12 protein-coding genes are annotated in these 12,797 nt (G+C 64.0%); 8 read left to right on the forward strand and 4 right to left on the reverse strand.

Features of this window, described 5'->3' with window-relative positions; all coding sequences use genetic code 11:
• Positions 1–129 precede the first annotated feature (129 nt).
• Entirely contained in the window at positions 130–1,311 is a 1,182-nt protein-coding gene (locus CKW40_RS17065) for a divergent polysaccharide deacetylase family protein (RefSeq protein ID WP_095201075.1), read from the forward strand.
• A 204-nt stretch (positions 1,312–1,515) separates the two neighbouring features.
• Here the strand turns inward: CKW40_RS17065 and CKW40_RS17070 are convergent, their stop codons facing one another.
• A complete protein-coding gene (locus tag CKW40_RS17070) occupies positions 1,516–2,325 on the reverse strand; it encodes a hypothetical protein (RefSeq protein ID WP_143748317.1) in 810 nt (269 codons plus the stop codon).
• A 75-nt stretch (positions 2,326–2,400) separates the two neighbouring features.
• Between CKW40_RS17070 and CKW40_RS17075 the strand changes: the two genes are divergently transcribed.
• The 5 genes from CKW40_RS17075 to CKW40_RS17095 all read left to right on the forward strand — a co-directional run bounded on the left by CKW40_RS17075 (position 2,401) and on the right by CKW40_RS17095 (position 6,807).
• Positions 2,401–2,922: an RNA pyrophosphohydrolase gene (locus tag CKW40_RS17075; protein WP_095201077.1), complete on the forward strand. Its 522-nt coding sequence runs from the start codon at positions 2,401–2,403 to the stop codon at positions 2,920–2,922.
• Between the two features lie 104 nt (positions 2,923–3,026).
• On the forward strand, positions 3,027–4,172 hold the full coding sequence (gene alr, locus CKW40_RS17080) for an alanine racemase (protein ID WP_095201376.1): 1,146 nt from the start codon (positions 3,027–3,029) through the stop codon (positions 4,170–4,172).
• A 275-nt stretch (positions 4,173–4,447) separates the two neighbouring features.
• Positions 4,448–4,870 carry a nucleoside diphosphate kinase regulator gene (gene rnk / locus CKW40_RS17085; protein WP_095201078.1) on the forward strand — a complete coding sequence of 141 codons (423 nt, stop codon included), beginning with the start codon at positions 4,448–4,450 and terminating at the stop codon, positions 4,868–4,870.
• 14 nt (positions 4,871–4,884) lie between these two features.
• A complete protein-coding gene (locus CKW40_RS17090) occupies positions 4,885–5,427 on the forward strand; it encodes a GreA/GreB family elongation factor (RefSeq protein WP_179297997.1) in 543 nt (180 codons plus the stop codon).
• Positions 5,428–5,550: 123 nt separating this feature from the next.
• Positions 5,551–6,807 (forward strand): D-amino acid dehydrogenase, encoded by a 1,257-nt coding sequence (locus CKW40_RS17095; protein WP_095201080.1) that lies wholly within the window; start codon positions 5,551–5,553, stop codon positions 6,805–6,807.
• A 70-nt stretch (positions 6,808–6,877) separates the two neighbouring features.
• Here CKW40_RS17095 and CKW40_RS17100 read toward each other — a convergent pair whose 3' ends face one another.
• On the reverse strand, positions 6,878–9,031 hold the full coding sequence (locus tag CKW40_RS17100; protein WP_095201081.1) for a phospholipase D-like domain-containing protein: 2,154 nt from the start codon (positions 9,029–9,031) through the stop codon (positions 6,878–6,880).
• Complete coding sequence (locus tag CKW40_RS17105; protein WP_095201082.1) at positions 9,028–9,471, reverse strand: phospholipase A2 family protein; 444 nt, start codon at positions 9,469–9,471, stop codon at positions 9,028–9,030. Before CKW40_RS17105 ends, CKW40_RS17100 begins: the two co-directional genes overlap by 4 nt.
• Before the next feature lie 211 nt (positions 9,472–9,682).
• On the opposite strand from CKW40_RS17105, the gene CKW40_RS17110 reads away from it, so the two are divergent.
• On the forward strand, positions 9,683–10,246 hold the full coding sequence (locus CKW40_RS17110; RefSeq protein ID WP_095201083.1) for a hypothetical protein: 564 nt from the start codon (positions 9,683–9,685) through the stop codon (positions 10,244–10,246).
• A 2-nt stretch (positions 10,247–10,248) separates the two neighbouring features.
• Here the strand turns inward: CKW40_RS17110 and CKW40_RS17115 are convergent, their stop codons facing one another.
• Positions 10,249–11,130 (reverse strand): LysR family transcriptional regulator, encoded by an 882-nt coding sequence (locus tag CKW40_RS17115; RefSeq protein WP_095201084.1) that lies wholly within the window; start codon positions 11,128–11,130, stop codon positions 10,249–10,251.
• Between the two features lie 160 nt (positions 11,131–11,290).
• Between CKW40_RS17115 and CKW40_RS17120 the strand changes: the two genes are divergently transcribed.
• Complete coding sequence (locus tag CKW40_RS17120) at positions 11,291–12,787, forward strand: CoA-acylating methylmalonate-semialdehyde dehydrogenase (RefSeq protein ID WP_095201085.1); 1,497 nt, start codon at positions 11,291–11,293, stop codon at positions 12,785–12,787.
• Positions 12,788–12,797 lie beyond the last annotated feature (10 nt).

Consider the following 12,797-nt stretch of genomic DNA (forward strand, 5'->3'; position numbering starts at 1 on the left):
TCCGGCAGTTTGATTCGGGGAGGCAAGACAAGGCCTCCAGATACGGCGCCAGCGGCGCGCCAGGGTTGATGAATTCGCGCATGTCGCCGAAGGGGTCGCCTTCGGAACCATGCGCTCCGGGGACAGGGCTTGGCTGATATCGGCAAGGACATCGAACGCCCGCTTGGACAGACCGTCCGGGCGCCGCGCGCCGCCGGCAAAGTCAGTGCGGGCGTGCTCGTGTCGGCAATTGTCGTGCTGGCGGTGGTTGGCGCCTCGGCCGCGATAGCACTCAGGGAAAAGCCGTTTCGCAAGCCGCAAGAGGTCGCCGTTTCGACGCCGAAGGTGACGGCGGCGGCCGAGCCCACTGCCGCGCCATCCGCCTTGGTCCCTGTCGCGGCGCCAAAGGTTGAAACGCCAACCAAGACCGGTGGTCCGCAGATCATCCATGTGCAGAAGGAGGAGGGCGATGGTCCTCCGCAGGCGGCCATCGTCATTCGCGACCCGTCGACCGTCGGGCAGAACCTGAAGATTGCGCATCTTCCCGACAAGGCGCTGATCGAAGCCAGCGAAACCGGCCCCTTGCCGATGCGCTCCGCCGATGGCAGGCGGCCCTTCGATGTCTATGCGCGGCCGTGGTCCGGCGCGCGCGGAGCGCGGGTGGCGATCGTCATCGGCGGGCTTGCCGTGTCGCAGACCGGCACCCAGGCAGCCATCGCCAGGCTGCCGGCGGAAGTGACGCTGGCTTTCGCGCCGCAAGGCAACAGCATCGGCCGCTGGATGCAGGCCGCCCGGCAGAGCGGCCATGAGATCGTCATGCAGGTGCCGCTCGAACCGTTCGACTATCCCAACGTCAACCCCGGCCGCAACACGCTGACCGTGGCGGCGAGCGCCGAGGAGAATCTCAAGAATCTGCACTGGGCTCTGTCGCGGACGACGAACTATACCGGCGTCATGAACTATATGGGCGCACGCTTTTCCGCCGACACGGCGGCGATGGAGCCGTTCATGGCCGAACTCGGCAAACGGGGTCTCGCCTATATCGACGATGGCTCGTCGGCGCGCAGCCTGGCGCCCGACCTGGCGCTGAAGGACGGCGTGCCCTTCGTCGCCGGCGACATGGCGATCGACGCGGTGCAGGATCGCGGCGCCATCCTGAAGAAACTGGACAGTCTCGAAGCCACCGCGCGGGCCAAGGGCTCTGCCGTCGGCATCGGCTCGGCCTTCGACCTGACGGTCGACACCGTCTCGTCCTGGATTGCCGAGGCCAAGAAGCGCGGCATCGAGATCGTGCCGATTTCAGCAGTGGCGATCGATCCGCAAAAGAGGTGACGCCGAAACATCTGGCCAGAGCGCTTCATCGTTCGCGAACCGCTCTATCTCTTTGTTCTTACCCAATTCTCTAAAGCGGGTCGCATCGAGAGGGATTCAGACGCCGCGCTCTAGGTCTTTGTTTTCACGCATGTCGTCTTCCAAAACAGGGCCGCTTTTGGGCGACATGCATTTGGCTGCCCGCTTCGCCCCGTTTCGGAGAACCTATTCGGCTACTTGCGGTGCCGTCAGGGTCACCAAGGGCGCCGCTGCCGCCGCTGCTTTGCCTGTGTCGCTGCCCTTTGGCGGGGTGCTGGCCTTGCTCGCCGAAAGCGCTTCGTCGATCTTGGCCTCAATGGTTGGCGGCAAGCACAACTCCAAATAGCCCCTGATGCTTTGATAGGCCTCGGGTTCGGACGTGATGGCCGAGGGCACGACCTTGCTGCGGTAGGCGGCTTGCATCTCCGAGACCACGTGATGAACGGTCGATGAGTGGCCGGAATACAGATAGCTGTTCGCGAATGTGTCGACGTATTTGCTGGCCAGGCCAAACGCCTGCGCGACGATGGACATCGCGACCTTGGAGGACGGATCCGTCGCCATTATGGCGTTCACCAGCAGCCCGGTGCTGTCGACAGCGGATTTGAAGCGATCGCGCCCATGGTCCAGCGCGTAGAGTTCATCCATGTATTGATCGCACTCCCCGTCCACGAAGTTATATCCCTCCAGTGCCGTGTAATACCATATCTTGCTCCCCGATTGATCGCCGCCATATCTGATCACGTTGCTCTCGAACGCATTCATGATCCGAACTTGATTGTCGAGATGTGGTTTTACCGCCGCGTATGGCATGACGGGGTCGGGGCCGTTGCGGTATGGCCAACCTTTCACTGATTGTGGAAGGCATCCACCGACCATGGGCAGAATGGATACAAGGGCAAACGCCCTCAGCAGCCGTAAAGACATCTTCTTATCCCCCGAATACACAGTGGCGCAAACAAAAGATGGAGTCGAGTCTTTCTGTACTTCGCTCACGGGGAATTCCCGGACATTACGATCGATTCCTGGAAGCATCGTGACTCCTCGCAAGCAACGTGGTTGATAGTGGGCATGTCAAAGACGAAGCACATCGATCCCGAAACGTTGCCCTACCGTCCCTGTGTCGGGTTGATGATCCTCAATGGCGAGGGCCTGGTCTGGGTCGGACATCGCATTGCCGAACCCGACAGCGAATTCGCCGGCACGACTCAGCTCTGGCAGATGCCGCAAGGCGGCATCGACAAGGGTGAGGAGCCGCTGCAGGCGGCGCAGCGCGAGCTCTATGAGGAGACCGGCATGCGCAGCGTCTCGCTGCTCGCCGAGGCGCCGGACTGGATCAACTATGACCTGCCGGATCATCTCGTCGGCATTGCCTTCAAGGGCCGCTATCGCGGCCAGACGCAGAAATGGTTCGCCTTCCGCTTTCATGGCGATGTGAGCGAAATCCAGATCAATCCGCCGCCGGGCGGCCACACCGCCGAGTTCGACAAATGGTCGTGGCGGCCGATGCAGGACCTGCCAGACCTGATCGTGCCGTTCAAGCGCAAGGTCTATGAAGAGGTGGTGGCGGCGTTCCGTCATCTGGGGCGGTAGTCGCGCTAAAGCACGTCGTCACTTTGGGCGACATGCACTGATCCCGTCGCGGTTGCAGCGCCGGTGCGAGGGTCGTATTGATGGCCGATGCAATGAGGGTCGCCATGAACGACGCCGTCAACCCGACTGCCGCGAAAACCGTCACCGATTGGCCGGTCAGCGAAGCGGCGGCTGGCGCAATCCTGACCATCGATCTCGGCGCGATCCGTGAAAACTACAGGCGGCTGAAGGCGCGGCTGGGCGGCGTGCGCTGCGCCGGCGTGGTCAAGGCCAACGGCTACGGCCTCGGCGCCAGCCAGGTGGCATTGGCGCTGATCCGTGAAGGCTGCGACATCTTCTTCGTCGCGCTGCTGGCTGAAGGCATCGCGTTGCGCAAGGCGATCGGTGCCGGACCAGACATCTACGTGCTGAACGGGCTGCCGCCGGGCTCCGAGCCGGAAGCGGTGGCGGCTGGGCTTTGCGCGGTCATCAACAGTGGCGCGCAGTTGCAAGCCTGGCGCGCGGTGGCACACGACGCCGGGCGCCGGCTGCCGGCCGCCATCCAGGTCGACAGCGGCATGTCGCGGCTCGGCATGGCGCCGGCCGAAGTCGAGGCCGTGGCCAGGGATGCCGGCGCGTTCGAGGGTATCGAGATCCGATACGTGATGAGCCATCTGGCCTGCGCCGACGAGCCGCGCCATCCGGCCAATGAACAGCAGCGGCTGGCTTTTGAGCGGCTGCGCGCCGTGCTGCCGCAGGCGCCTGCCTCGCTCGCCAACTCTTCCGGCATCTTTCTCGGGCCGTCCTATCATTATGATCTCGCCCGTCCCGGTGCCGCGGTCTACGGCATCAACCCGACGCCCGGAGAACCCAATCCGATGCTGCCTGTCGTGCGGCTGCTGGCCAAGGTGGCGCAGACCCGCCGCGTCGAAAAGGGTGCCGGCATCGGCTATGGCCACACCTACCATGCGGGCAGTCCGCTGAGCCTGGCGACGATTTCGTTCGGCTATGCGGATGGCTGGCTGCGCCGCTCCGCTTCGGCGGCCTGGTTCGAAGGACTGCGTCTGCCTTTCCTCGGGCGCGTGTCGATGGATTCGATCATTCTCGACATATCCGCCCTGCCGCCCGGCACGCTGCGCGAGGGCGATCTGGTCGAGCTGCTCGGCCCCTCGCAGAGCGTCGACGATGCCGCCGGCCATGCCGGCACCATCGGCTATGAAATCCTGGCCAGTCTCGGCCCGCGCTTCCACCGGCGCTATGTCGGGGGTTGAGCGGTTTGGCCGCGCTTGACAAGCGGGCGCCTGTCGGCAACGTTCGGAGCATGAGCAACCTCGCTTACACCAGAACCTTGTTCAGGGTCTGTCCGATCGCGGGATCGTAGCCCCGGCGCGGCCGCCTTCTGGCGTCCGTCCTTACCGGGGCATCCATACATCCACTATCGCCATCAAGTCGTGCAGCTTTTCGCGGCTGCCGGCTTTTCATCACGCCGCTGTCAGTGCAGCGGCAAGCGCGCATCCGTTCGATGCGCCGATCCACGAGGTTTGCCATGCAACATGCAATGGGACTGCATCCAAGCAGCCAGATTTTGATCAGTGATACCGACCACGGCAGGTTGACCAGCCTGGCGAGGGCCTTGCTCGACCGCGCCCCCGAGACGGCCGAGGAACTGCTTTCGGAAATGGACCGGGCCGTCATCACGGACGCGGCGGCGATGCCGGCCGACGTGGTGCGTATGGGCTCGATCGTGACGGTCCGTGCCGACGGCGGCGAGACCCAACGCATGATGCTGGTCTATCCCGGCGAAGCCGACATTGCCGAAAACAGGATTTCGGTGCTGACGCCGATGGGAACGGCGCTCATTGGCGCGTCGATAGGGCAGGCGGTGTGCTGGAGCAGCCGTGGCGGCCGGGAACTGTCGGTGACCGTTGAAGCCGTCGACACGCCGGCCTCCGGCCCGCAACGACCTTGATTGTGGAGGCGATGATGACGAGCACGAATTGCTGCCTGACGACGAAGGACTGCGCAGTCCTCGAAGTCATGCTGGAGCGCCGGCGGGCATTCGCGGATCCGATCGTGCACATGCTCGAACACAAGCTTTCAAGCGCCGATGTCGTTCCGACCGGTTCGGTTGGTCCCGATATCGTTACGCTGAACAGCAGGGTGGTGTTCAGCATCGATGCCGGTCAGGCCGAGACACGCACCCTGGTGCAGAACGAGGTGCGCGGACCGGTCGGCTCCAGCCTGTCGGTGGCGACCAGGCGCGGACTCTGCATGCTTGGCATGGCGCAGGGCCAAACGGCATCGATAGAGCACGCCGACGGCCGGCGGGAGTCGATCCTGATCAAGGCCGTGCTTTACCAGCCGGAGGCTGCCCGGCGCACGGTCAGGCAGAAAGACCGGGCCGACGGGCAGCGACCGCACGGGCTCACTCTCGTCTACAGCGCCGCAGCCGACTGGCGGCCTCTTGGCGAGACGACCGGAATGCGGCAGACAGAAGACGACGACCCCGGTCCCTCGGCGGCGTGAATGGCCATAGCGCATGGTTTTCGAAAATCGGCATCGATTTTCATTTGGGATCATGCGCAAATCGAGAAATGCGGTCGCGTCCATGGGCGTCCTGAGGATGCGCGGCGCGGCAAGGAGTGAACGATGAAGATCATGGTGCTGGGCGGCGGCGTCATCGGGGTGACCACGGCCTATTATCTTGCCGAGGCTGGTCACGAGGTGACGGTGCTCGACCGCCAGAAAGGCCCGGCGCTGGAAACCAGCTTCGCCAATGCCGGCGAGATTTCACCCGGCTATGCATCGCCCTGGGCCGGGCCGGGCATTCCGCTGAAGGCGATCAAATGGCTGTTGATGAAGCATGGCCCGCTGGTGGTACGACCGGCTTTCGACCCGCATATGTGGACCTGGCTGGTCAAGATGCTGCGTAACTGCACGGCCGAGCGCTATGCCATCAACAAGTCGCGCATGGTGCCGCTCGCCGAATACAGCCGCGACACACTGAAGGCGCTGCGCGAAGCAACCGGCATCACTTATGACGAGCGCACCCAGGGCACGCTGCAGCTGTTCCGCACGCAAAAGCAGCTCGACGGCACCGGCGGCGATGTCGAGGTGCTGAAGAAATATGGCGTGCCCTATGAGATCCTCGACCAGGACGGCTGCATCGCGGCGGAGCCGGCGCTGGCCGGCGTGCGCGAGAAGTTCGTCGGGGGGCTGCGGCTGCCGCATGACGAGACCGGCGACTGCAAGATGTTCACGGAGAAACTGGCCGAACTCTGCGTGGCGCGAGGCGTGACGTTCGAATACGACACGACGATCTGGCGCGTCATCCGCAGCCGCAACCGTATTGCCAATCTCAGCACCAGCAAGGGTTTCAAGGCTTCCGAAGCCTATGTGATGGCGCTGGGCAGCTACTCGGCCGGCTTCATGCGCCGGATGAAACGGTCGATCCCGGTCTATCCGGTCAAGGGCTATTCGATCACCGTGCCGATCAAGGATGCCGCCCTGGCGCCGGTGTCGACCGTGATGGACGAAACCTACAAGGTGGCGATCACCCGGCTGGGCGACCGCATCCGCGTCGGCGGCACGGCCGAGATTTCCGGCTTCGACCTCAGGCTGCATGAATCGCGGCGCCGCACGCTCGAACACTCGGTCGGCGATCTCTTTGCGGGCGCCGGCGCCATGCGCGAGGCGACCTTCTGGTGCGGGTTGCGGCCGATGACGCCGGACGGGCCGCCGCTGATCGGCCGCACCGAGCTTTCCAATCTCTTCCTCAACACCGGCCATGGCACGCTCGGCTGGACCATGGCCTGCGGTTCGGCCAAGGTGCTGGCCGACATCATGTCGAACAAGGTCCCCGACATCGATGCCCGTGCCCTGGCGCAGGAGCGCTACCTGAAATAGGCGCGGGGCGTCCTCTTGGGTGGATGCAATTCCGGACGGAAAACCGCTTCACACTTTTCCTGGCATTGCATCAGAACGCCTGCCTGACCCAGGCCTCGTCGAACAGCAGCCGGTAGGCCCACGGGATCGTCACCTTGGTGGCGACCGGGTTCGAGTGGGCGAGATAGTCGTCATAGATCGGCTTCATCCTGACGTAGAAGGCGGGATCGAGCACCGTCATGCCGTTCTCTGAATCGTGGAAGAAGCTGCGGTTGTTGAGGTTGACCGAGGAGATGGCGACCAGCCTATCGTCGATCATCATGATCTTGGAATGCAGCACCACGTCAGGCGCCTTGAACTCGCGGATGTTGATGCGGTCGCCATATTTCTCGACGAACAGCTTGTTGAGCGCGGTGAGGAACTTGCCGCCAATATCGCCCTTGAGATCGATGCGGCCGACAATGTCGATCCTGACGCCACGGGCAAGCGCCCGGTCAAAGGCCTGGGCGAGGCTCGGCGTCAAATTGAGGTAGGGGTTGACGATCTGGATATGGTGCCGGGCGGCATCGACCAGTTCGACGAAATAGGCCTCCAGCGCATGGTCGTCCTCATAGGGCACCGAGATGAAATGCCGGGCATTGCCCCGGGGGCGGCCATCTCCGCGGACCGGGATGGAGAAGGGGCGCGCCAGATTGGTGTCGGCGTCGCGCAACCATATTGTCGACAGATGCGCGGCGAGCGTCTCGACCGTCGCCTTGTCGGCGAACTCGATGTCGAAGTCGCTCCAGTTCGAATAGTAGTTCAGCGAAAGCCCGTCGGTCTTGCCGTATTGCTGTAGGTCCGGATAGCGCGACAGGTCGATCGGCTGATGGAACAGGAAGCCGTCATGGATGTTGCGTCCGCCGATGATGACGCGCGAGCGCGCAGGGTCCTCAGCCAGCGTCGCCAGCATCTTGATATGATGGGTCTTATGCAATTGTGAAATCTGCTCGTCGATCGGCGCGCCATGATCGGCGCGCCAGCGGTATTCCTGCAATTCGACATTGGGGAATTCGGCCGCCAGCCGGTGCAGCATGGCGTCGTCCTTTTCGCGCTCCAGCACGTCGGTGACCAGGATGCGCACCTTGGTGCCAAGGGCGGCATGATGGCGGATCAGCCGCTCCATGATGCAGCCGGAAAAGTCGGCCTTGAATTCGAGCGAGGACAGATAGATCAGCTTCAGCCTTGGCGCCCTGGAGAAATCGAGCGGCAGCTCCGGGTCGCCTCTGTCTATTGCCGCATCGGACAGGGGCGCGCCCATCAGCGCCTCGACCTTGGCGTTGAAGCCGTCGCGCGACTTGCGCAGCAGCTTGGGCTCGCCGATCGGCAGGGCGCAGGTCTGCGACAGCCAGCGGCTGGCATAGAAGGCGCGCTCAAGCGCGTCGAGCCCGGCGTCGTTGGGAACCGGGCAGTGCTGGTAGCGGCTGTCGAAGCTGGCGAGTGCCGGATCGGCGGTCTCTTCGCGCTGGATGGTGAGCGGCGCGCCGGCCGGCGCAAGGCTGGAGCGGATCCTTGCCGTGCAGCGGTTCAGCCTGTCGCTCGGAAACAGGCTGACCGTGTCGTCTTCGCCCGACAGGCGAAAGCGGAACGCCGCGCCGGCAGCGATGGTGCGCGAGGCGCCGGCGGAGCGGATCGCCAATGCGCCGTCGCAGGTGGCCTCGATGTCGGCAGGCTGCTCGCCCGCTTGGCGCATGACGATCTCGGTGCTGCGTGCCTGCAGGCCGGAGAAATCGAAAGTCTTGGGGGCCGACGGCCGCGCTGCCGCGTCGATATAGAGCGTCTGCCGCGACACGCGCCAGCGGCCGTCGAAATGGCCCTCGCCGCTGCCGCCATTGGCCGGCGGCAGATGTGCCCTGGCGACCGGTCCTGCCAGTTGCTGCAGCGTCGAATAGGTCGCCTGGAAGTCACTGTTCTGCACGTCGCGGCGGTTGCGCCCGAATGGGCCGGTGCCGTTGGCGCGATCCATGGCGCCGAGTTGGTTGTGGGCGAGCAGCGCCAGGAATCGTCTTTCGTAGTCGCTGGCGCCGGCATCGCCGAAAAACTGCGACGCCGCGACCTGCGGCCCGGGGGTGCTGGCTGACAGAGAAGGCCGCGCGCAGGCTTCCTGTCCCGGCAGGAGGTCGCAGGTATTGCGGCCTATGCCGGTACAACCGGCAAGGGCGGCCAGCCCGATAAGGGCAAGGATGACGGATGCGTGGCGATTCACCCGGTGGCTCCGGCCTTCATCGCGCTCAATTGTGCCGGGTCGCGCGGCGGCATGAAGCCCTGTGGAAACACTTTGCAGACGGGGATGGCGAACGTAGCAATCAGCAATTCCGCCTCGCCGCGCATCTTGCGTGGCGCCGTCTTGTCGTCACGGATTGTCCTGGCGGAGGCGACAAGCGCGCTGTCGCAGTCGCAATGATTGTGGCGGGCGATGTAGCAGGCGTCGTGGACCTGGCACACCGCGTCGAGGCGATCCACCGGCCGGGCCGACAGATCGCCGGTGCGGGTGCCGGGGCCGCAGTAATTGCCGATGACGAAGGGCGAGGGGCGCGCCATGGCGTAACGGATCGGCTTGGGCAATTCGGCTTCCGGCACTTTTGTCCATGGGTTGGCGCAGGCCGAGACGAAAACCAGCGGCAGGATGGCAAGAACGGCTCGCATTTAGGTCCGCACCAGTTCTGCAAAAAAATGTCCCACCCGCCGCAGCCAGCCCCTACCTGATCGGCGACATCGCGCTTGCTGCCACCCTCGCTGATTTTGTGGCGAGGAAAAGGCGGCGCGATCATAGCATGCATATGCTACCATCTGCCTCGATATGCGTCGGCCCGCAAGAGCTGCCCGATGTAGGTTTTAGGCGAGGTGGGCGGCGGCGATGCATACTCTACTTCCGGCAATAGTCGGCGGAATTCTGCTCAATGTCCAACTGGTTCCTGACAAGACCGTACATGACGCCGACAACGGTTTTTCGCTGACTTTTCCGGGGAACTTTCCCATTGAGCGGCCTACCGGAGGGACAACGCAGCTGCAAATAGGAGGCGATGGGCTGATCTGCCAGGTATCAACCTCCCGCTACAACGCATCCGCACCTATAAAGTTCTCCGACCCGAAAAAGTTCATCGAGAAGGGCTGGTCGAATGACGACTGGCGGGATGTGATTGGTGCGGCCTACAGCACCGCCGATTTCAGCAATCAAGGACTGCAACAGTTCCCGTCCGGCTATGCTGTCCGCTTGACCGACATAGATTTTACACTTGGCGACAAGAAGCTCGGCCTGCACGGTCATTCCAGGATCGCGTTATCCATACGCGGCTCACGCTTTGGCTATGTCAACTGCACGCTGATGGGCAAAAGCGCCGAGGATGTGCTGTCGAGGTGGATATGGATAGTCGGCCCCATCGAGAAAATTGTGCGTTCGTTCGTTCTCGACCCAGCCTGAATTTATAAGAACAGGCTCCGCTCCCGCTCCACCGCCTTGGTGATGAAGCCGGCGACGATCTGGACCCGGCGCAGCGGTCTGACCGATTCGTGATAGACCAGCCAGTAGGCGCGGCGGATGGGGGCGACCACATCGACGGCCACCAGTTCCGGCATCGAACGGGCGACGAAAGTGTGCAGGATGCCGATGCCGGCCCCCGAGCGCACCGCTTCGGCCTGGCCGAGCGCCGAGGAGATGGCGAAGCTGGTGCGCCAGTCCGCGCTGAATTCAGAGGCATAGTCGAGCGAGGGGCTGACGATGAGGTCGGGCACATAGCCGATGAGGGTGTGCTGGCCGAGTTCGGCCGCCGCTTTGGGCAAGCCATGCGCCTCGGCGTAGGCACGCGACGCGAACAGGCCGAGCGAATAGTCGACCAGCTTTCCCGCCACCAGCCGGCCCTCGGACGGCCGCTCGACGGTGATGGCGATGTCGGCCTCGCGCCGCGACAGCGAGAAGGAGCGCGGCACCGGCACGAGCTGGATGGTCAACTCGCGATGCAGCGCGGTCAGTTCGCCGAGGCGCCTGGCCAGGAAGGCGACGCCGAAGCCGTCGGGGGCGCCGATGCGCACGGTGCCGGAAATATCGTCGCCTTCGCCTGATATGGTCGAGCGCGCGGCGATCATGTCGCCCTCCATTCGCTCGGCAATGTCGAGGAAGCGTTCGCCGGCCGGCGTCAACTCGCTGCCGGTGGTCAGCCGGCGAAAGAGTTTCGTGCGCAGCGCGTCCTCGAGTGCTGCGATGCGGCGCGAGACGGTGGCATGGTTGAGCTCCAGCCGCCTGGCGGCGCCGAGGATCTGGCCTGCGCGCGCCACGGCGAGGAAGATGCGGACGTCATCCCAGTTCATGGGGATCCCCAGGAGATATCTTGTTATCAGCCATTTGCGAGAATTGATGCTCGCCCGTCAACCGTTATCTATTTTCTGCACAACGGTTGCGTTCTCCCTCGCGTTGCCTTCGCCACCACAAAGGCGGAGAATGCAGCATCACAAACAAGGGAGAGACATCATGATCGAATACGGTCATTTCATCGGCGGCAAGCGTGTCGCCGGCACCAGCGGCCGCAAGCAGGACGTCATGCAGCCGATGGACGGCTCCGTGCGCGGCACGGTGGCGCTGGCCTCGCAGGCGGAACTGCGCGCAGCCGTCGAGAACGCCAAGGCGGCGCAGCCGAAATGGGCCGCCACCAACCCGCAGCGCCGCGTGCGCGTGCTGATGAAATTCCTCGAACTGGTCGCCCGCGACTATGACGAACTGGCCGACATACTGGCGCGCGAGCACGGCAAGACGATCGCCGATGCCAAGGGCGACATTCAGCGCGGCCTCGAAGTGGTCGAGGTCTGCATCGGCGCGCCGCATATGATGAAGGGCGAGTTCACCGATGGTGCCGGTCCCGGCATCGACGTCTATTCGATGCGCCAGCCGCTCGGTGTCGTTGCCGGCATTACGCCGTTCAACTTCCCGGCAATGATCCCGCTGTGGAAGATCGCGCCGGCAATCGCCTGTGGCAATGCCTTCATCCTGAAGCCGTCGGAGCGTGACCCGGGCGTGCCGATCCGCATCGCCGAACTGTTCCTCGAGGCCGGCCTGCCGGCAGGCATCCTCAACGTCGTCAATGGCGACAAGGAAGTCGTCGACGCCATCCTCGACGATCCCGACATCAAGGCCGTCGGCTTTGTCGGCTCGACGCCGATCGCCCACTACATCTATTCGCGCGGCACCGCCGCCGGCAAGCGCGTGCAGTGCTTCGGCGGCGCCAAGAACCACATGATCATCATGCCCGATGCCGACATGGACCAGACCGTCGACGCGCTGATCGGCGCCGGCTACGGCTCGGCCGGCGAGCGCTGCATGGCGATCTCGGTGGCTGTCCCGGTCGGCAACGACACCGCCAACCGGCTGATGGAAAAGCTGGTGCCGCGCGTCGAGAGCCTCAAGGTCGGCCCGTCGACGGATTCGGGCGCCGATTTCGGCCCGCTGGTGACGGCGCAGGCGCTGGAGCGCGTGAAGGGCTATGTCGACACCGGCGTCAAGGAAGGCGCCACGCTCGTCGTCGACGGCCGCGGCTTCAAGATGCAGGGCTATGAGGACGGCTACTATATGGGCGGCTGCCTGTTCGACAATGTGACGGCAGACATGCGCATCTACAAGGAAGAGATCTTTGGGCCGGTGCTCTCGGTGGTGCGCGCACCGACCTATGAGAGCGCGATCAAGCTCGCCAACGACCACGAAATGGGCAATGGCGTCGCCATCTTCACCCGCGACGGCGATGCCGCGCGCGACTTTGCAAGCCGTGTCCAGGTCGGCATGGTCGGCGTCAATGTGCCGATCCCGGTGCCGATCGCCTACTACACCTTCGGCGGCTGGAAGGCGTCGTCCTTCGGCGACCTCAACCAGCACGGTCCGGACGCCTTCCGTTTCTACACCAAGACCAAGACGGTGACCTCGCGCTGGCCGTCCGGCATCAAGGACGGTGCGGAATTCGTCATCCCGACGATGAACTGAGATCTGGGGT

The organism is Mesorhizobium carmichaelinearum, assembly GCF_900199455.1.
Classification (GTDB): domain Bacteria; phylum Pseudomonadota; class Alphaproteobacteria; order Rhizobiales; family Rhizobiaceae; genus Mesorhizobium; species Mesorhizobium carmichaelinearum.